Source organism: Diaphorobacter ruginosibacter (assembly GCF_014395975.1).
GTDB lineage: Bacteria > Pseudomonadota > Gammaproteobacteria > Burkholderiales > Burkholderiaceae_C > Diaphorobacter_A > Diaphorobacter_A ruginosibacter.
This window is the reverse complement of record NZ_CP060714.1, coordinates 4,221,861-4,241,356: the sequence shown is the minus strand read 5'-3', so window position 1 is coordinate 4,241,356 and position 19,496 is coordinate 4,221,861. Positions and strand designations below refer to the sequence as shown.

Below are 19,496 nucleotides of genomic sequence, written 5' to 3'. Positions count from 1 at the left end.
AAAGTCCCCACTTTCCGATCCCGGGGCAGGCCGCCCCATCGCCGGTAAAATGGCGGCATGTCTGAACCCGTGCCCATGAACCTGACGAACCACTTCCTGATCGCCATGCCGGGCATGGAGGACTCGTCATTCACCAAGAGCGTGGTGTATCTCTGCGAGCACACGGAGAAGGGCGCTCTCGGCCTCATCATCAACAAGCCTTCGGAAATCAATCTACAGAGCCTGCTGGCCAAGGTCGATCTTTCGCTCGGCCGGGACGATCTGACCGACGAACCCGTCTTCCAGGGTGGCCCGGTGCAGACCGAACGGGGATTCGTGCTGCACGATCCGATGCGTGCGGGAACGGAAGAGGATGGTGAGACGGCCTATGCGTCGACCATGCAGATTCCCGGCGGGCTCGAGATGACCACGTCCAAGGACGTGCTCGAGGCGCTGTCCGAAGGCGTGGGGCCGCGCCGGGTGCTGGTCACTCTGGGCTATGCGGCTTGGGGCGAGGGGCAACTCGAGACCGAGCTGGCCGAGAATGCCTGGATCACCGTGAATGCCGATTCGGCCATCATCTTCGACACGCCTGTCGATGAGCGCTATGACCGCGCGCTGTCCCTGCTGGGGCTGCAGTCGTGGATGCTCACCCACCAGGCGGGACACGCTTGAGCGGCGGCATGTCAGTGACCGCCGCCTCACCAGCTTCCAGCGTCCCGGAAAATTTCCAGTCCTTTCTTGCCTTTGATTTCGGGGTCAAGCGCACCGGAGTCGCTGTCGGCACGCGCATGCTGCGCAGTGCCACGCCGCAGGGCACGATCAAGGCAGAGGGCGAGGCCGCCCGGTTCACGCAGGTGGGTGAACGCATTCGTGAATGGCAGCCCGATGCACTGGTGGTGGGCGTGCCCTACCACCCCGATGGCGCACCGCACGAGAACACCGCGCGGGCGCTCAAGTTCGCGCGCCAGTTGCGCGGGCGGTTCGGCCTGCAGGTTTTTGAAGTGGATGAGCGCTACAGCACCACCGAAGCCATCGCCAGCGGCGCCGCCGATGCCGATGCGGCCTCGGCCTGCATCATCCTGGAACAGTTTTTGAGGAATCTTCCATGAGCACTGCCCCGTCATCTCCATCACCGTCAAACACATCCCCGCAGACCGCCCATGGCGGTCATCTCACATTGGACGCCGAGGGTCTGTACCGGGAACTGCTGCGTGGCGTGCGCTCGATGCGCACGGAGGGCACCTACCTGGCCGGCGTGGCTTCGGGCGGCATGTGGCTTGCGCAGCGCCTTCAGAAGGATCTGGGCCTCGCAGGCGAAGCGGGGGTGCTGTCCTCGTCGCTGCATCGCGATGATTTCGCGCGCCGGGGCCTGGCATCCAGCGTGAGCTCGGTGCTGCCGTTCGACGTGAACGGTGCCGACATCATCCTGCTGGACGATGTGCTCTATACCGGCCGCACCGTGCGCGCCGTGATCAATGAACTGTATGACTACGGCCGCCCGGCCAGCGTGAGGCTGGCGGTGCTGGTCGACCGCGGTGGCCGCGAGCTGCCGATCGAGGCGGGGTTCGCCGCGGCGCGCGTGGCGCTGCCCGCCCATCAGTCGCTGTCGCTGGCGCGAGCGGAAGACAGCGGTGCATTCCATTTCGAAGTCAAAGTCAAAGAGGCCTGACGGTGCTGTACAAGCGCAATCCCCAACTCAACAAGAACGGTGAGCTGATTCACCTGCTGTCCACAGAAGGCCTGCCCAGGGACATCATCACGCACATCCTGGACACGGCATCCAACTTCGTGAGCGTCAACGACCGCGAGGTGAAGAAGGTGCCGCTGCTGCGCGGCAAGAGCGTGTTCAACCTGTTCTTCGAGAACTCCACGCGCACGCGCACCACGTTCGAGATCGCTGCCAAGCGCCTGTCGGCCGATGTGTTCAATCTCGACATCGCGCGCAGCTCGGCGAGCAAGGGCGAATCGCTGCTCGACACCATCGCCAATCTCTCCGCGATGGCGGCCGATATCTTCGTCGTGCGCCACAGCGAGTCGGGTGCGCCCTATCTGATCGCACAGCATGTCGCGCCGCACGTGCATGTGGTGAATGCCGGCGACGGCCGCCACGCGCACCCCACGCAGGGGTTGCTCGACATGTACACGATCCGCCATTACAAGAAGGATTTCTCGAACCTGACCGTAGCCATCGTGGGCGATGTGCTGCATTCGCGCGTGGCGCGTTCGGACATCCATGCGCTCACCACGCTCGGTGCGGCCGAGGTGCGCGTGGTGGGCCCGCGCACGCTGGTGCCCGGCGATCTCGCGCAGATGGGCGTGAAGGTCTTCAACAAGCTGGAAGAGGGCATCAAGGACTGCGACGTGATCATCATGCTGCGCCTGCAGAACGAGCGCATGAGCGGTGCGCTGCTGCCTTCGAGCCAGGAATACTTCAAGAGCTTCGGCCTGACGCCCGAGAAGCTGCGGCTGGCCAAGCCCGATGCGATCGTGATGCATCCTGGCCCGATCAATCGCGGCGTGGAGATCGACTCCGCCGTGGTCGATGGGCCGCAGGCGGTGATCCTGCCGCAGGTGACCTTCGGCATCGCGGTGCGCATGGCGGTGATGTCCATCGTCGCGGGCAATGAGGCCTGATGGCACCGTGCGAAACGAACGAACAGGAAAAGTTGGAAGCAGGTAGGCACCGAACCATGAAGCTACTCATTCAGAACGGCCGCGTCATCGATCCGGCCAGCGGTCTCGACAAGGTATGCCATGTGGCGATTGCCGCGGGACGCATCGTCGCCATCGACCGCGAGCCCAAGGACTTCACCGCGAACCGCGTGATCGATGCCAAGGGCTGCTACGTGCTGCCCGGCCTGGTCGACCTGGCCGCGCGCCTGCGCGAGCCCGGGCACGAGCATGAAGGCATGCTCGAGTCGGAAATGGGCGCGGCGGTGGCTGGCGGTGTGACCAGCCTGGTCTGCCCTCCCGACACCGATCCCGTGCTCGACGAGCCCGGCCTCGTCGAGATGCTCAAGTTCCGCGCCGAAAAGCTGCACCAGGCGCGCCTCTTCCCCCTGGGAGCGCTCACACGCGGCCTGGCGGGCGAGGTGCTCACCGAGATGGCCGAACTCACCGAGTCCGGCTGCGTGGGCTTCAGCCAGGCGGATGTGGCGCTCAAGAGCACGCAGGTGCTGCAGCGTGCACTGCAGTACGCGGCCACCTTCGGCCATACCGTGTGGCTGCGGCCCCAGGAGCTGTACCTGGGCGGCGGCGTGGCGGCCAGCGGCCCGCTCGCGACGCGCCTGGGCCTCTCGGGCATCCCCGTGGCGGCAGAGACCATCGCGCTGCATACGATCTTCGAGCTGCTCAAGCCTACTGGCGCACGCGTGCACCTGTGCCGCATCTCGAGCGCAGCGGGCATCGAGCTGGTGCGCCAGGCCAAGGCCGTGGGGCTGAACGTGACCTGCGACGTGAGCATCAACTCGCTGACCTTCACCGACGCGGACATCGGCTATTTCGACAGCCGCGCGCGCCTCATGCCGCCGCTGCGCCAGCAGCGTGACCGCGATGCGCTGCGTGCCGCGCTGGCCGATGGCACCATCGACGCGCTGGTCTCCGACCACACGCCGGTCGACGAGGATGCCAAGGTGCTTCCTTTCGCTGAAGCCGAGCCCGGTGCGACAGGCATGGAGCTGCTGCTGTCGGCCGCCATCAAATGGTCGGCGGATGCGGACGTGCCGCTGTCCCGAGCGCTGGCGGTCGTCACGGCGGAGCCGGCACGGGTGCTGGGGGCGTCGCTCGGAACGCTGCAGGCCAGCGTGGGGCGGCTCGTCGAAGGCGGCGTGGCGGACCTGTGCGTGGTCGATCCCGCGAGCTCGTGGGTGGTCACGCCCGAGGCGCTGCGCAGCCAGGGCAAGCACACGCCGTTCGCAGGCTATGAACTGCCGGCCCGCGTGACCTGCACGCTGGTGGGCGGCCAGGTCGCCTTCGAGCGCGGCTGAGCCAGAGGCATGAACCGGATGCTGCCGTCTCGCCGCGGTATGCCGTGATGCTGCGCGCATTCAAGGCCCTCTGGCGCGTGGTGCGCCTCGCGCTCCATGCACTGCAGGGGCTGCTGATCGTGCTGCTGCGCTTTCCCAGGTTGTCGGCGGAGCAGCAACAGGCGCATGTGCAGGCATGGTCGCTGAAGATGCTGGCGATCGTCGGCATCACGCTCGAGGTGCGCGGTCAGCCCGTGGCGGGCGGCCCCGTTCTGATGGTGGCCAATCACCTGTCGTGGCTGGACATTCCCGTGATGCATGCAGGGCGCTACTGCCGCTTCATCTCCAAGTCCGACGTGAAGGAGTGGCCGATCGTGGGTACGCTCGCGACGGCTGCGGGCACGCTCTACATCGAGCGCACCTCCCGGCGTGATGCGCTGCGCATGGTTCAGGCCATGCAGGATGCGCTGCAGGCACGCGAGGTGCTTGCCGTGTTTCCCGAGGGCACGACGGGCGACGGCCGAGAGCTGCTGCCGTTCCACGGCAACCTGCTGCAGGCCCCGATCGCGACGGGAGCACCGGTGCAACCCGTGGGCCTGCGGTTCGTGGACCGGGCCAGCGGTCAGGTCAGCCACGCACCGAGCTATATCGGGGACGAAACGCTGCTGGGATCGATCTGGCGCACGCTGGTGGCACCGCCGATCATCGCAGTGATCCATTACGGCGCGCCCGAAACGGCCGAAGGGCATGACCGGCGCAGCTGGAGCCTGCATCTGCATGCGCGCGTGGACGCGCTTCGCAAGACCTGAGGGCTGAGGACAAAGGGGCTGCGGCTCGCGCCCTCCGTTGCTGCGTACACTCGTGCGCATGAACCCATCATCCAGCACATCCTCTCCCCGTGTCACCATCTATCACAACGCCCGCTGCAGCAATTCACGCGGGGCCCTCGCGATCCTGCGCGAGCAGGGTATCGAGCCCGAGATCGTGGACTACATTGCCCAGCCCCTGGATGTATCGCAGTTGAAGGCACTGATCGGCCTGCTGCGCGTGCCCGTGCGCGACGTGATGCGCAGCAAGGAAGCGGTTTTCCAGGAGCTGGGACTCGATGCCGCAGGGGTCTCCGATTCGCAACTGATCGAAGCCATTGCGCAACACCCGATCCTGCTCAATCGTCCCATTGTCGTCACGGGAGAGCGGGCGCTTCTCTGTCGCCCGCCGGAGTTGGTCCGGAATCTGTTGGAAAACTGATTCCTTTAATAAAACTTACAAACAATAGTGATAACCCTGAGTTTTGCTCTGATGAATGGCTAAGATCAGACTTTTTTTGACGCATTCCATACAATCCGCTGAAATTACTTACGAGATCTAACAAAACCACATAACGAGATCTCGCCGGTGAAACCCACAACACCTGGAACAAGCATGCAACGCAATGATTGCCTGGTGGTCAAGGAATTCGGCGCAGCATTCGGAACCAAAATCGTTTTGGCGGATGTGGAATTTGTCCTGGAACAGAACTCCATCACGGTGTTGATGGGGCCATCCGGCTCGGGCAAGTCCACGGTTCTCCATTCGCTCGCCGGGACCTATCTCGACCATCCTCGCTACCGATCATGGGGACAAGCGCTTTATCAAGAGCGCCCGATCTCGAAGGACAACCACCCACCGCTCGTGCAGCAGCACGTGCGAATCCTCTCCGGCACGGTGCAGGACGCCCTGGTGGAGCTGGTGCGTGCGCAGCTGTCGCTTTCGCCGCTTGCGCTGCGCGAGTGGTGCGTCGCCTATCTTCGCGATGCCGGCTTCCCCGATCTCGAGTCGCTGCTCGACCATCCGTTCACCGATCTCTCCGACGTGCAGATGCGCGCCGTCGCCATCCTGCGCGAGGCGGCGGTCGCACCGTCGGTTTTGCTGGTCGACGAACCCACCGCAGATCTTGACGACTATGACGCGTTCCTGCTGGTCGATCTGATGCGGCAACTGGGCCGCAGGATGTCGCTGCTGGTGGTCACCCACAACCAGAAGCAGGCTCGCCAGCTTGCGCAGCGCGTGATCCTGCTGGCGGGCGGCAGAGTCCAGGAAGAGCGCGCGGTCGAGGACTTCTTCAATGCGCCGCTCTCCGAGGCCGGCCTGCAATTCATCCGCACGGGCAGCTGTTCGGTGGCGGCACTGGACGCCGACCCGAGCACGCTGGCCGAAGGCGTGCCTGCGCCGGCGCCCCTGCCGGCCGAGGCACTGACCGCGGCCGCATCCGGGCAGGAGCCCCAGGCTGCACCGCTGATGAGCACGGCGGTGCTTCCGGGCGGGATGCCCACCCTCAACGAGCCTCATGCCGCGCAGGGCGCCGTCGCTGCGTCATCGGGCGGTCCCACCGGCTTCCTGTGGATCGTGCCGGGCAAGCTCGCCGGCGCGGCCATGCCAGGTGCCGTGGACGACATCCATCACGATCTCGCGCTGCTCAAGCGCGTGGGCGTCACCACCCTCATCACGCTGACCGAGCGCGACATCGACCAGGCCGCGCTCGCGCAGCACGGGCTCAAGAATGTGCACCTGCCGGTCTACGACCGCGAGGCGCCGAGTCTCGGGCAGATCCAGATGCTGCTCAAGCGCATGGAAAGCCTGATGAGCCGTGGTGACGTGCTGGCGGTGCACTGCCTTGGCGGCCTGGGCCGCACGGGCACGGTGCTCACGGCCTGGCTGATACGGGAAGGGTTGACGGCCCAGGAGGCGCTGCGACGCGTGCGCCTGCTGGATCCCAGATATGTGCAGAGCGCCGAGCAGGAGGTGTTTCTGCATGAGTACGAAGAGCTGATCCTGCAGAAAATCATTTGAATTCAATCTACATAAAAGGGGAGTTTGGAAATGAGTTTTGACGACGCTTTAAGCAAGGCCGCCGCATCGGTACCCGAGTGCGTGGCAGCGGGCTATGTGGACGTGGCATCCGGCATGCTGCTGTCGCTGAAGACCGTGGATTCGCACCCGCGCCAGGTCATCGACCTGCTGGCGGCCGCGACAGCCGACATGTTCAACGGCCCGAACGTGAGCACCATCGAGCGCATGTTCAAGAAGGCGCGAGGCCTTCAGGACGATGGCTACCACTATTTCCAGGAAATCATCGTGAACAGCGAGAACCTGATTCACGTGTTCATTCGCGGCAAGCTCAATCCCGAATACGTGGCCGTGTTCGTGTGCCGCAAGACCGCCAACCTGGGCATGGCGCTGACGAAGGCGCGGCTGGCGATGCCACCGCTCGAAGCCGCCTTCTGAGCATCGGTACCTCTGCCGTGCACACAGGAAGAGACCCCCGCCGGGGTCTCTTTTTTTATACCTCCCGCCGAATCTGCAGGCCCGAATCCGCTTCCCTAAGTCTGCCCTAAGTGTCCGTATTCAAACTTTGTCTCCATGGAACTCCGGTAGAGGTCCGCAGAGGAAAGGCAAGGTTGAAAATGAACACTATGATGAAGACTCCCCGTGGTCTGGTTGTCGCGCTGGTAGCCGCGGGCGTGATAGGCGGCGCGGGTGCGGGACTGGCTACCAGTCATTTCGCGAGAGCGGAGCAGTCGCCCGTGGCCAGCATGGCGCAAGGCGTTGCCGCCAGTGGTGGTGCGACGAGCGCATTGCCTGGTTTCGCGCAGATCACGCGGCAGAACGGTCCGGCCGTTGTGAATATCAGCGTGAGCGGTACGCGCCACGCCAGCGCTGCGTCTGGAGATGATGACGACGATGCGCCCGCTGCCGCGCAGCAGCGCATCGACCCCGAGGATCCGTTCTATCAGTTCTTCAGGCAGTTCGGCATCCCCGCGCCGGGCATGCAGCAGCGCCAGATGCCGCGCGACGTGCCTGTGCGTGGCGAGGGCTCCGGATTCATCGTGAGCCCCGACGGCATCGTGCTGACCAATGCGCACGTCGTGAAGGATGCGGACAGCGTCACGGTGAAGCTCACCGACCGCCGCGAGTTCAAGGCCAAGGTGCTGGGCAGCGATCCCAAGACCGATGTGGCCGTGCTGAAGATCGACGCGAAGAACCTGCCCACCGTGAAGATCGGCGACACCCGGTCGCTGAATGTGGGCGAGTGGGTGCTGGCCATCGGTTCGCCGTTCGGCTTCGAGAACAGCGTCACGGCCGGCGTGGTAAGCGCCAAGGGCCGCTCCCTGCCCGATGACAGTTCCGTGGCCTTCATCCAGACCGACGTGGCGGTGAACCCCGGCAATTCCGGCGGCCCCCTGTTCAACGAGCGCGGCGAGGTGGTCGGCATCAATTCGCAGATCTACAGCCGCTCGGGCGGTTACCAGGGACTGTCGTTCGCGATCCCGATCGAGGTGGCCACGCACGTGAAGGACCAGATCATGGCAACGGGCAAGGTCGAGCATGCGCGTCTTGGCGTGATGGTTCAGGAGGTGAACCAGACGCTGGCGGACTCGTTCGGTCTCGACAGTCCCGAAGGTGCACTGGTCTCCAATGTGGAGAAGGGCGGTCCCGCCGACAAGGCCGGTCTGCAGTCGGGCGATGTGATCCGCAGCGTGAATGGCCAGAAGATCGTGGGCTCTGGCGACCTGCCGGCCTACGTGGGCATGGCCGCACCCGGTGCAAGGCTCGAGATGGAGGTGTGGCGCCAGGGCAAGAAGGTGGATCTGGTCGCGTCGCTTGGCAATGCCAGCGACAAGGCCGCCAAGGTGGCCAGCAGTGGCGACAAGGCTTCGCACGGCAAGTTGGGTGTGTCGCTGCGGCCGTTGCAGCCGGATGAGCGCAAGCAGATCGGCGCGGAGGGCGGCCTGCTGATCGAGCAGGCACAGGGGCCTGCCGCGAAGGCCGGCATCCAGCCGGGCGACGTGCTGCTGGCCGTGAATGGCACACCGGCCAAGGATGTGGAGCAGGTGCGCAGCGCCATCGCCAAGGCCGGAAAGTCGGTGGCCCTGCTGGTGCAGCGCGACGGCACGCGCATATTTGTGCCGGTGCAGTTAGGATAAGAGCAGCCGCGCGCCGCAAGGCGCGGTTGCAAGCCAGGCTTCCAAGGAGCTTTTCCTGCTTTCTCACACAGGTGATTCGGACCATGCGATTGCTGCTGGTGGAAGACGACATCATGATCGGCGAGGCCGTGCAGGATCTGCTGCGCGCCGAGCGCTACGCGGTCGACTGGGCCCGCGACGCAGCGAGTGCGGACACCGCATTGCGCACGCAGGGCTACGACCTCGTGCTGCTTGACCTGGGGCTGCCCGGGCGCGATGGATTGAGCGTGCTGCGTGACATGCGCACGCGCAGCGACCGCACGCCGGTGCTGATTGCCACCGCGCGCGATGCCGTCTCCGAGCGTGTGAAGGGGCTCGATGCAGGGGCCGACGACTATCTTCTCAAACCCTATGACATGGACGAGCTGCTGGCCCGCATCCGGGCACTTACGCGCCGCGCAGCGGGCCGTGCCGAACCCGAGTACGAGCACCAGGGTGTGACGATACGGCCGGCCACGCGCGAGGCCGCGGTCCATGGACAGCCGGTGGTGCTATCCGCACGCGAGTGGGCGGTGCTGGAGCCCTTGCTGGCCCGGCCCGGCGCCGTGCTCTCGCGCCAGCAGCTCGAAGACAAGCTCTACGGCTGGGGCGACGAGGTCAGCAGCAACGCGGTCGAGGTGTACATCCATGGCCTGCGCAAGAAACTGGGCGCCAGCATCATCGTCAATGTGCGTGGCGTCGGCTACATGGTGCCCAAATGAGGATCATCCCCCCGAGGCGCTGCGCGTCTTTCCCCTTGTCCCGCATCGCGTGGCGATGCTGCTGCGGCTTTTGCATGGGCCTGAGGCGCGCATGAACCTGCAGATCCGTCGCCTGCCCACCGCGCTCAGCAAGCGCCTGTTGCTGCTCATCTGCGCGGCCATTGCGCTCACGGCGATGCTGCAGGGGGCGTTCGCGTATCGCAATGCCCTGGCGCAGACCGACACCCTGTTCGACTACCAGATGCAGCAGACGGCATTTGCGCTGCGCGCGGGGCTGCCCGTCGATGCACGGGGACATGCGCAGGGCACACCGTCCGAGGACGAAAACCGCGAGTTCATCGTACAGGTGTGGACCAACGAAGGCCTGCGCATTTTCGAATCGGCACTGGGCGCGGCCTTGCCGCAGAACGCGGTGCTCGGATTCGCCGACGTGAACGCGCGTGGCACCACCTACCGTGTGTTCTCGCTGCAGACCCGATCGCAGGTCATCCAGGTGGCGCAGGACATGCGCGTGCGTCGCCTGCTGGCGCGCGAGGCGGCATGGCAGAGCCTGCTGCCGATTGCGCTGCTGGTACCGCTGCTCGCTTTGGCCGTGTGGTGGGTGGTGCGCTCGTCGCTCGCGCCAGTGCAACGGGTACGGCGCGAGATCGCCTCGCGGCGGCCGCAGGACCTCTCGCCCGTGGCCATGGACGATCTTCCCGACGAGGTGCAACCGCTGGTGAGCGAATTCAATGCGCTGCTCTCGCGCATGCAGCGCGCCTTCGAGGCACAACGGCATTTCGTGGCCGATGCGGCGCATGAGCTGCGCTCTCCACTGGCGGCCTTGAAGCTGCAGGTGCAGGGCCTGCAGCGCGCATCGGATGATGCCGCGCGAGCGCAGGCAACGGCCCGGCTGGTGGCAGGGATCGATCGTGCAACCAAGGTCGTCGAGCAGCTCATGCTGCTGGCGCACCAGGAGGAGCGCGCCGCGGCGGGCGGTATCGACCAGCGTGTGCGGCTCGATGACATCGCGCGGCAGGCGGTGGCCGATGCCGCACCGTTTGCAGCACAACGCCACATCGACCTGGGCCTGGCACAGGCGGCCGAGGTCACGGTGGCCGGGCGTGCTGACGCGCTGCAGGTCCTCATGCGCAACCTCATCGACAACGCCATCAAGTATTCACCCGAAGGTGCGACGGTGGATGTGCTCGTGCAGCAGGACGGAGATGAGGCGTTGCTCATCGTCGACGACAGCGGGCCGGGCATTCCTGCGGAGCATCGTGCGGATGTCATGCAGCGCTTTCACCGCGCCGCCCGCGAGGGTGCTGCCCAGGTGCCGGGCAGCGGGCTGGGTCTTGCAATCGTCGAATCGATTGCGCGCGAGCATGGCGCTCAGGTCACGCTGGACACGGCGCCGGAACTGGGCGGGTTGCGCGTGACCGTGCGCATGGCCTCACTTTGATGCGCGCAGCTGAACGCCGTCGAGCGATGGCGCATGGGTCGAGGGCAGGGGCGATGCCACGGGCTTGCCGAACCGCGACGTGGATGAGCCGCCGCCGTCGCGCAGGTGTGCCTCCCACTGTTCGCGGGCCTCGCTCACTTCCTCGGTGGTGCGGGCGACGAAGTTCCACCAGATGATGATGGCCTCTTCCATGGGCTCTCCGCCAATCACGATCAAGCGGCTACCCTGTGCGCAGTCAAGCGCGATGGATTCCGTGCCGACGGGCAGATAAAGCAGCTCCCCTTCGGGCAGAGGCTGTCCGTCGACCTGTACCTCGCCGGACAGCATCAGCACCGCATGCTCGAAATCCTTGCGCAGCGGCATGGAGGCCTGGGCGCGACGACCCTCCTCGATCTGCTCCGCATGCAGGTCCACGCCCATCAGCGGCGTGTGCACTTCGGCGGGAGACAGCAGCCCGAGAGCCTCGCCCGCGAGCACCGTCGCCGTGAAATCGCCGACCCGCGTTTGCGGCAGGTCGGGGTAGTGCTGGAAGCGTGGCTCGCCATGGCGATGCGATTCGGGCAGCGCGATCCACAACTGGGTCGCGTGGATGTGCCAAGGTTCCTGGCTTTCCTCCGAATGCGCAATACCGCGGCCTGCCGTCATCAGGTTCACCTGGCCGGGCCGGATGATCTGCTCGCTGCCCAGGCTGTCGCGGTGCAGCACCTCGCCGCGGATCATCCAGGTGAAAGTCTGCAGCCCGATGTGGGGGTGCGGTCCCACCTGCATGCCCGGCGGCTGCGGGTCCGCGGGGCCCGCGTGATCGAGGAAGCACCATGCGCCCACCTTGCGCAGCGTGCGCTGCGGGATCGCGCGGTGGATGGGAATGCCGCCCACATCCGCAATGCGGGTCGGCAGATGCTGGGGCTGGAGGTCTTGTGTGGTGCTCATGGTGGCGCTTGTTGGTCTGGCTTGCAAAGGGGATGCGCCAGTATCGACCGAGGCGCGATTCCGTGCAAAGCAGCCAGGATATTCGCGGGCTTTCACTGCGGCACGCGACACGACGGCGTTCATTTTTTTACAACTGCGCCGCAACTCTGGCGGATGGCTGACACGCCGAACATTCAGGCTTTGATAACTTCAGGGTTCACACACGGATGGATCGTTTTCTCGATCCAGCGACGTGGCCGCTTCGCGCATTCAATCAACGCGCGATTCTGGTGGCCATGATTTCGCAACCACAACAGCATGGTTTCAGTACCCCGCCTCGTGCGGGCTGCGGGCGGGTGTGCCGGGCGATGACATCGTCATCGTGCGGTCACACACGCATGGAATGTATGCGCATTGATTTCAACCAGAAGGAGGATCCACATGAACCCACAATCGACAGACAACGGCGCGGCACCCACAACGGGCGAAACCGCGGTCGAGGTACAGCGCTTTCCGGATCACTTCCGCGCACGCGTCGATGGCAAGGTGCAGCATCGTCCGGGTGACGGTGTTCTGGAGGATATTCCGGTCGGAACCGAGGTGCAGGTCGATACCGCGCTCGCAAGCTATGTGCTGTCATGGAACGACACGGACGATCATCCGATGATCGTCACGCTGGCCAAGCGGGAATTCGAGTTTTATGTGGATGAGGGGGCGATTGTGATTGCGATCGGTGCGGCGGGCTGACCTGCCTGGTGCGAATCACCCAGAATGAGGCATTGGAGTTGCTGCCTGCCCATAGATAGTCGAGTTGGGCGCATCTGCTTTCTATGTTTTAGGGCGGAGGCACTCCCGGCCTCTGTCCTAAAAAAAGACCTTGGCAGAAAACCGCCCCGGGCGATCTTTCCCGCGCGAGGTCAAACGCTCTCGCTCCAAGTTCCCAACAAAGAAAATGCCAGTCAGCGTTTAACTGACTGGCATTGGCCCGAAGGCGACTCTCTGATCAGCCTGGTCGCCTGCGGTTTCGCGCCAGCCCGAACATCGCCAGCAGCGATGACAGGGCGATCAAACCCCATTCACTCAGTGTCGGGACAGAGGTGGGTGCGATTGCCACCGGTGCGGCTGCAATCGTTATGCTGAAGTCCTGCGTGGCCGTATGCAGCGGAGCAGCCTTTGTCACTGACTTCGGCAAGCCTTCGCTGTCCACCACCGTAATGCTGAAGTTCGCTGTTTCAGCCTTGGTGGGTGAGCCGGAAATAACACCGGTTGCGGGGTGGAGGTTCAGACCTGCAGGCAGGTTGCCGGACAGCGAGAAGGAATAGGGTGGAAGCCCTCCAGTCACCGAAAGCGAGGCGCTGTAGGCAGTGCCGACGGTGCCGGGGGCCAAAGCGATGGGGGAACCTGCACCCACAAATGCAAGGTCTGTGCTGGGCGTGACAGGTGCACTCTCTGCGGATGGCTGGCTGTCGCCTCCATCATTGGTTGCCACGACCTTGAACTTGTAAGAAGTACCGTTGGTCAAGCCTGTGACGGTGCAGCTGGTTGCTGGCTCCGTTGCCGGAGGTACGACCTCACTGGTGCAGGAGCCGTTCGGAGCTCCTGTAACGGTGTACTTCGTGATGGCCGGACCTGCGTTGTTGGGAGCCGTCCAGTTCACGGTGACCTGTCCGTTGCCTGGAATTGCCTGCAGGTTGGTCGGTGCGGAGGCAAGGCTCAGGTTGAGAAACTTCACAAACTGCACCTCGAAGTCCGAGTCATAGTTGGCATCGTTCGTCTGATCGCCAAAAACGATGACCCCCTGCTGGGGGCCTGTCGATGCCATGGGACGGGTGAGTTTGGGCGTTGCCGTTCCTGCCACGATCTCGTCAAAAGAGGCATCCACAAAAACGTCAAGTTGGCTGTTGCTGTAGCGGATGGCGTATTCATGAAACTGGGTTGCATCGTTTGTAACGGCAGCCGTGTCATCCGCCCACCCTATCGTGTTGGTATCGATATAGAGCATCGCCGAGCGTTGGGTTGGGGTTCCAAGGTTCGAAAAATTATCTCCAACGCTGAACATCAATCCAGCATCGTGGGAATTATGGGTATTGACTGCATACACCTTGAGTCGTATGGATGCAATGAAGCTGTTGGTCCCCGTAGCGTATGTATACAGGTTTGCATCACTCGTTCGGGAACCACTCGCGGTTTTCGTTTTGAAGCGGGTTGTGCCGGCAGATGTGGTGACATCGGGTGTACCTAGTTGAGTCTGTGACCAGGCTGGAGCCATTGGCGCGCTGCTGCCGTCATAGATCACCACGGGTGCCGCATGGGCAGCAGGCCATAAAAGAGCACTTGCAAAGGCAAGGCACCAGGTCGAAGCTTGCAGGGATCTTTTGCGCATGGCGACGTCACCGAAAGTGGAGATGAGGTTGAATTCTATTGCGTATCGTTAGCGTTTGTTAACGGCTCCGCAATGAGATTGGCAGGCATCCGGTGCCCACCGGATAGAAGTTCAAACACGATGCGTGGTGATGTGGCGCGGGACTACCTCACTGTCAAGCGCCTGATCGACCTGACGATGTTCGCGATCAACGTGGGTATGGCCGGCGCGTGCGGCTCCCAGGCCGTGCAGAACATCAATGCGGGACGGGTGGAGCAGGGCTGCTGCAACCTGATCGCCTGGACGCCCACCGGCGCGCCGAACTGGAGCACCGCAGGCGGGGTGTTTGTTCAGGGGCTGCAGAACCGGAGGCAGGCAGAGCGCAAGCTGTGCCTTGAGCAGTCATGACCGTGAACCTCAAGGTATTGATCGCTCTGGCCATCTTCGCGCTGGGGCTGGCCGCTGGCTGGGCCGTCAACGGCTGGCGCGGCGCTGCCAAGGTGGCCAACTGCAAGACGGAGCAGGCCCAGGGCGTGGCCACCCGCGCCGAAGCCGCGCGCCAGGACGAAACCCAAACAGCAGCAAAGGAGCACCAGCATGCAGCATCGACCATCACCATCACCATCACCATCACCATCACCATCACCATCTCCGACACCCTCACGACCGCGAAATCCAGCGTGGACGATCAGCTGCGCGCTGAGCTTGCTGATGCTCGCCGCCTGCAGCTCGACGCCACCCGCAGAGCCGCCACTTATCGCGCGCAAGCCCAAGCCGACGCCCAGGCCCGCAGCGATCTTGCGGATCGATCCGAAGCCCTCGACCGGCAGCTTGCAGAGGGGCTGGGAGTGGTCGCAGAACTCCGCGCGGATCTTGGGCGACGAGACGCCGAGGTGAGCGCGCTGTGTGACTTGGCCAACGCCGACGCGACGCTGCTGGGGGAACCAGGTCGCGCATGTGCCGGCCAATGAAAAGCCGCCCGAAGGCGGCTCTCAGATCAGCCCTGACGCTGGCGGCTTCGCGCCAGCCCAAACATCCCGAGCACGAACGATAGACCAATGAGTGCCCATTCTGAGAGTGTTGGAACGGGCGTTGTCTCTGTTGGCTGTACTGAAGTCTTGCAATCAATGAGTATGTTTGTCACATTGGAATCAGCAATTTGACCTGATCCATTTGAGAGTGAACAGACTGCACCCTTCGGCTGGCTACCTATTGTTACGGCATACGACGACCCACTCCCCATTGATGAGGGAAAGACGAACGGGCCATTTGACGTCAGGGTAATCACATCACTGCCATTTGACACTTGTAGTGCTGTCCCTGGTTGCAAGCCCGTGATTTGGCCTCCAACCGTGTAAGTTGGGGGTGAATATTGGCAAGCAATATTAGCAGTCGAGGCTGACTGCTGAACGCCGACGCTCGCCGAAAAATCACCTTGCGCAGGATCAATTGTGTTCGTCAATGACGTGTTGCATGTATTCACGTCCGACGACCATTGCACATCAACAGTAATAGCGCATTGTCCATTGGCAGGGATACTCCCGTTATTTAGAGTGACTAACTGTCCGCTCAAAGTGGGAGTGGCGCCGCATGTGGATGTGGAAGAAATAACATTCAATGGGGATGGAATTAAGTCTGAAACATTGACCCCAGTAGCATTCCATGCGTTCGGATTTGAAAGGGTGATTGTGAGTTGACTGCTTGCGCCAGGGGTGACAGTAGCGGGGGAAAATGCTTGAGCCAATGTCGCCGGCTCGGGTAATTTACACGATGCATCCGCTTCCAACGCAGCTAGCATTGCATTTCCAATTTTTCCATTGTTGCCACTATTGTCGAGCATTGAGGCATCAATTGATGTGATGAGGCACGATCCCAAGCCGTTGTTTGAATCGTTTGCTGGCAAAATGACTGTGTATGCATTGATGTTTCCGATATTGGTCGGCGTTCCTCCTTGTGGGAGGTATAGGACATTATTTGCAGGGACGTTGGTCAGCGGACGATACCTATTTCCGAGCATCGGATTGAGGCTGGTAAAGCTCGAACTGAAGCTGGATTGGGTATTTAAAGGGAAGCTGGTGTGAGATGAGTTATATGTTCCTGTCGCCACATTGGAAAAAGGAGTCCCCCCCATTTCCCTTAAAACATCTACCATCCAGTTGTAACCTGTTGGGCTGCATGTTGAGCACCCATCAGTGAAAAGGATTACCTGAGGAATAGTTCGATTGGCAATCGCACTCTTAATTGCTGCTAAGTTGTCAAGCCTTGGAGAGGGGGTTGCGTAGACCGTTAGAACAACAAGAGTGTCATATGGACCTCCTGTTGTAAATGTACTTTCTGAAATACTGCCTGGAGTATCCAGTGTATTCACATGCGTAACATTGCCGGTCCCGCCGAATTCTGTAATGGCAGCATTAAAAATGGGGGCTGCCACTGCGTCGTTTGCCGTTAGCATTAGCACTTTGGCTGAGGCGTTATTTATGCCGATGATTGCAAAAAGCGCAATGAAAAATGTCCTTATAAATGATGATAAATTCATTATTGCTCCCGAGATAGTAGCTGATTTCGTTTAACGAATAGGCGCTCGGTCTTTGATTATTGGTCTTTTTGTTTGGATTTTTGACATAAGGCGAGCCGCACTATTGCCAATGATCGTAACTAAACGTGCTCATGTAAAGTGCAAAATCCCCTGGTATTTCAAAGTAATCTATCAACAAATGTTAATTAATGTTCCTAATCAATAGGAATTTTCAATCTTTAAGACGGTAGGCAGCCGTCGAAGGCCTAGCATGGGGCGTCGTGCGCGTGCTGTATGCGATGGCGTGGATGAAGGGGCTATGGGTGCACTGGATCCGGCCAGCCCGATGTCCGAATTCCGGCATCGGAACAATCCAGCTCACTCCCGAGGTCAAGAAGTGATTCCGACGTTGATTATTGAGAAGGCTGCACCTGGCGAGTACTTTGTTGGGGTTCGGTATGAACACTCTGTGGTTCAGGTCTATACAGTTGCCTCCATACATGAAGCCATTGGCGAAGCTGTGACCCTGATCCCGAGTGCGTATGCGTTTCACATCTGGCTTGAGCATGTGAGCATGTGAGCATTGGCACCACCCCGGCCCTGAGCATGCGGCATGACGCCGAGACCTTGGCCAACCGCCTGAAGCTCTTGCACGGGCAGTTCCGGGGCTGAGCTTGCCGGAAGAAATCCGGGAACCTTCCGGCCTGTGCCGACCCACTCCGGCGCCCCCTCTGCTGTGCGGCCACATTCCGACGGTGACAGGGATAAGGAAAACTCATGGCAGGGACTGATCATTTTAATCAATCGGTGACTATTAATAAAAAAAGGCCCTTGGGCCTTTTCTTAAATAAATCGCGCTAGAATGGTACTACGGTTGGTACACTAGTTGAATACCTGGATATTTTGCCAAATAGAGATCTAATGGCTGAAATTGAGAAATGCGAGATGTTGGATTCCCTCCACCTATAACATCTTCACATGATGTGTTAGCTGTAGAGATGAGACCAGTCCCATAGAGGTTTGCATCTTTGTAAAGGACTACTGGTCCCCCTGAGTCACCGCGTGTACCGCAAAGATTCGTGCTTATAAGCATTGCCAATCTGTTTGGTCGCCCTGGCTGATTGACGGGAGATAATGTCACTGGGCCAGTTACATCCCCGCATCTCCAGCCTGACATCCAACCATCTGCACACACAAAGCTCGCAACTGGAGAGCTTCTAACGCCTCTAATTGGCACACCTCCACTTCTCAAAATTGGACTAGGAGTATGAGCATTATTCCAGTTTGAAACCGATGCTGCATCAATTTGATGGTTGTTAGTGAACTCATCGAGCCAAACGTTACCTATGAACATGCCACTAGATTCAATGCCTGGGCCCCCATTATTAAAATTTCCCTCTGTGGCGACCTGACTTGGTAAATCAATACAGTGCCCGGCTGTAATTACGTTGTAATAGAGCCCGTCAACTATTGAATTAAACCCCGCCGTACAGGCTTGTCTCTCCACTCCGCCTTTCAAGAGAATTGGTTGACCATGATAAATTGTAGCTACAGGAACCGGTTTGCGCGCCTCTATAAAATAAAGCATTCCCATGTCATATCCAAGCTCTTTTAATGCGTTGGACACCTTTTCTATTTCTCCTGGATTGACTCGAACTACCAAAGCGTTGTTCTGGTAATCAAGTGAAGCAGAAGTAATTTCAAAGGGAGCAGAAGAGTTTGTGATGTACTTAAATAGCAGGTCCTCATAAACATCCATCAATTGCTTATGAGAATATTTGACAACGATGACTTTAATATTTTTATCGTCTTGAATGGCTTTGCTTGAAAATTTAGTGCTCGTAGTGGCAACTACTTGATATGCTGCATTTTTGTCATCATAAGCTATCCAAGTGCCGGCATAATATTCGCCTAGATCGGAAATAATTCGTTCGGTATTGTCAGCTGCATTTGACGTTACTTGTGCATTTTCGGGGGTAAGGTATTTTCTAATGCCCACCTTGTCGATTGCTTCGTCTATGGTCCGAAAGCCAGGTTTGCCTGCCGTTGCCTCTTCTGGTCTGTAATCATTGTCCGCTGCGTAACCAATAAAAGAAATCGCCATCCCTGCAGCAACGGCAATAGCATTTTTAAAACTAAAGATCGATTTCATAAGGCATTCCTCGTCTTTGATTCTGGTTAACTTCGTTTGGTAAAGTTAGAGAATCTCATGTGAGATTCATAGCTATTAAATATAATTTACTATATTTATAAATAGTGGTAAACCCTATATATTGCTGATTGGTTATATTTGTCGTTTTGAATGATTCAGACCTGGACAGGCGACGAGGCAATACTCGTCGGTTGCCTCGCTCTGGAGCCGCGCGCGAGCGTCTGGCGGGCCGTTCCGGGGCCGCATTGGAGCGCGTGGAAAGTGGCGGCGGGGCTGGGAAAAAGTCCCCGCAAAGTCCCCGAGGGTGTGGAGAAAAGCCTAAGCCATTGATTTCATTGCGAGGCAATGGCCTCTCCGACAGGAATCGAACCTGTATCTAGCGCTTAGGAGGCGCTCGTTCTATCCATTGAACTACGGAGAGAGGGGTCTTCGCTCAAGGGCGAAACCCAGCATTGTACGGGCAGCG

General features: G+C 60.7%; 20 protein-coding genes and 1 tRNA gene. 16 read left to right on the top strand and 5 right to left on the bottom strand.

The features are described from left to right. The first annotated feature begins 57 nt into the window (after window positions 1–57). The 12 genes from H9K76_RS19235 (at window position 58) to H9K76_RS19180 (ending at window position 11,092) form a co-directional block, all read left to right on the top strand. A complete protein-coding gene (locus H9K76_RS19235; protein WP_187596902.1) occupies window positions 58–654 on the top strand; it encodes a YqgE/AlgH family protein in 597 nt (198 codons plus the stop codon). Between the two features lie 8 nt (window positions 655–662). Further along, window positions 663–1,091 (top strand): Holliday junction resolvase RuvX, encoded by a 429-nt coding sequence (ruvX, locus tag H9K76_RS19230; RefSeq protein WP_187596901.1) that lies wholly within the window; start codon window positions 663–665, stop codon window positions 1,089–1,091. Next, a complete protein-coding gene (gene pyrR, locus H9K76_RS19225) occupies window positions 1,088–1,651 on the top strand; it encodes a bifunctional pyr operon transcriptional regulator/uracil phosphoribosyltransferase PyrR (RefSeq protein ID WP_187596900.1) in 564 nt (187 codons plus the stop codon). Before ruvX ends, pyrR begins: the two co-directional genes overlap by 4 nt. A 2-nt stretch (window positions 1,652–1,653) precedes the next feature. Continuing rightward, window positions 1,654–2,616, top strand: a complete 963-nt coding sequence (locus H9K76_RS19220; protein ID WP_187596899.1) for an aspartate carbamoyltransferase catalytic subunit — start codon at window positions 1,654–1,656, stop codon at window positions 2,614–2,616. Window positions 2,617–2,672: 56 nt separating this feature from the next. Further along, window positions 2,673–3,968: a dihydroorotase gene (locus tag H9K76_RS19215; RefSeq protein WP_187596898.1), complete on the top strand. Its 1,296-nt coding sequence runs from the start codon at window positions 2,673–2,675 to the stop codon at window positions 3,966–3,968. A 47-nt stretch (window positions 3,969–4,015) separates the two neighbouring features. Further along, on the top strand, window positions 4,016–4,756 hold the full coding sequence (locus tag H9K76_RS19210) for a lysophospholipid acyltransferase family protein (RefSeq protein ID WP_187596897.1): 741 nt from the start codon (window positions 4,016–4,018) through the stop codon (window positions 4,754–4,756). Between the two features lie 58 nt (window positions 4,757–4,814). Further along, complete coding sequence (arsC, locus tag H9K76_RS19205) at window positions 4,815–5,195, top strand: arsenate reductase (glutaredoxin) (RefSeq protein ID WP_187596896.1); 381 nt, start codon at window positions 4,815–4,817, stop codon at window positions 5,193–5,195. A gap of 174 nt (window positions 5,196–5,369) precedes the next feature. Then, a complete protein-coding gene (locus H9K76_RS19200) occupies window positions 5,370–6,776 on the top strand; it encodes a phosphatase domain-containing putative toxin (protein ID WP_187596895.1) in 1,407 nt (468 codons plus the stop codon). Between the two features lie 30 nt (window positions 6,777–6,806). Further along, window positions 6,807–7,211 carry a hypothetical protein gene (locus H9K76_RS19195; RefSeq protein ID WP_187596894.1) on the top strand — a complete coding sequence of 135 codons (405 nt, stop codon included), beginning with the start codon at window positions 6,807–6,809 and terminating at the stop codon, window positions 7,209–7,211. A 179-nt stretch (window positions 7,212–7,390) separates the two neighbouring features. Then, entirely contained in the window at window positions 7,391–8,911 is a 1,521-nt protein-coding gene (locus H9K76_RS19190) for a DegQ family serine endoprotease (protein WP_187596893.1), read from the top strand. An 83-nt stretch (window positions 8,912–8,994) separates the two neighbouring features. After that, window positions 8,995–9,651 carry a response regulator gene (locus H9K76_RS19185; RefSeq protein WP_187596892.1) on the top strand — a complete coding sequence of 219 codons (657 nt, stop codon included), beginning with the start codon at window positions 8,995–8,997 and terminating at the stop codon, window positions 9,649–9,651. Between the two features lie 91 nt (window positions 9,652–9,742). Then, a complete protein-coding gene (locus tag H9K76_RS19180; protein ID WP_187596891.1) occupies window positions 9,743–11,092 on the top strand; it encodes an ATP-binding protein in 1,350 nt (449 codons plus the stop codon). On the opposite strand, the gene H9K76_RS19175 is transcribed toward H9K76_RS19180, so the two are convergent. Continuing rightward, window positions 11,084–12,022 carry a pirin family protein gene (locus tag H9K76_RS19175; protein ID WP_187596890.1) on the bottom strand — a complete coding sequence of 313 codons (939 nt, stop codon included), beginning with the start codon at window positions 12,020–12,022 and terminating at the stop codon, window positions 11,084–11,086. The genes H9K76_RS19180 and H9K76_RS19175 overlap by 9 nt on opposite strands. A gap of 420 nt (window positions 12,023–12,442) precedes the next feature. Here H9K76_RS19175 and H9K76_RS19170 point away from each other — a divergent pair, with 420 nt between their 5' ends. Beyond that, window positions 12,443–12,748 carry a hypothetical protein gene (locus tag H9K76_RS19170; protein WP_187596889.1) on the top strand — a complete coding sequence of 102 codons (306 nt, stop codon included), beginning with the start codon at window positions 12,443–12,445 and terminating at the stop codon, window positions 12,746–12,748. A gap of 256 nt (window positions 12,749–13,004) precedes the next feature. On the opposite strand, the gene H9K76_RS19165 is transcribed toward H9K76_RS19170, so the two are convergent. Next, a complete protein-coding gene (locus H9K76_RS19165; protein WP_187596888.1) occupies window positions 13,005–14,384 on the bottom strand; it encodes an IPTL-CTERM sorting domain-containing protein in 1,380 nt (459 codons plus the stop codon). A gap of 120 nt (window positions 14,385–14,504) precedes the next feature. On the opposite strand from H9K76_RS19165, the gene H9K76_RS19160 reads away from it, so the two are divergent. Next, window positions 14,505–14,771 (top strand): glycoside hydrolase family protein, encoded by a 267-nt coding sequence (locus tag H9K76_RS19160; RefSeq protein ID WP_187596887.1) that lies wholly within the window; start codon window positions 14,505–14,507, stop codon window positions 14,769–14,771. Next, entirely contained in the window at window positions 14,768–15,334 is a 567-nt protein-coding gene (locus H9K76_RS19155) for a hypothetical protein (RefSeq protein ID WP_187596886.1), read from the top strand. Before H9K76_RS19160 ends, H9K76_RS19155 begins: the two co-directional genes overlap by 4 nt. Window positions 15,335–15,360: 26 nt before the next feature. Here H9K76_RS19155 and H9K76_RS19150 read toward each other — a convergent pair whose 3' ends face one another. Continuing rightward, window positions 15,361–16,899, bottom strand: coding sequence for an IPTL-CTERM sorting domain-containing protein (locus H9K76_RS19150; RefSeq protein ID WP_187600739.1), 1,539 nt, complete (start codon window positions 16,897–16,899; stop codon window positions 15,361–15,363). 298 nt (window positions 16,900–17,197) lie between these two features. On the opposite strand from H9K76_RS19150, the gene H9K76_RS19145 reads away from it, so the two are divergent. Beyond that, window positions 17,198–17,458, top strand: a complete 261-nt coding sequence (locus H9K76_RS19145) for a hypothetical protein (protein ID WP_187596885.1) — start codon at window positions 17,198–17,200, stop codon at window positions 17,456–17,458. Between the two features lie 288 nt (window positions 17,459–17,746). Here H9K76_RS19145 and H9K76_RS19140 read toward each other — a convergent pair whose 3' ends face one another. Continuing rightward, entirely contained in the window at window positions 17,747–19,030 is a 1,284-nt protein-coding gene (locus H9K76_RS19140; RefSeq protein WP_187596884.1) for a S1 family peptidase, read from the bottom strand. A 346-nt stretch (window positions 19,031–19,376) separates the two neighbouring features. Continuing rightward, window positions 19,377–19,451 (bottom strand) — tRNA-Arg (locus H9K76_RS19135). Window positions 19,452–19,496 lie beyond the last annotated feature (45 nt).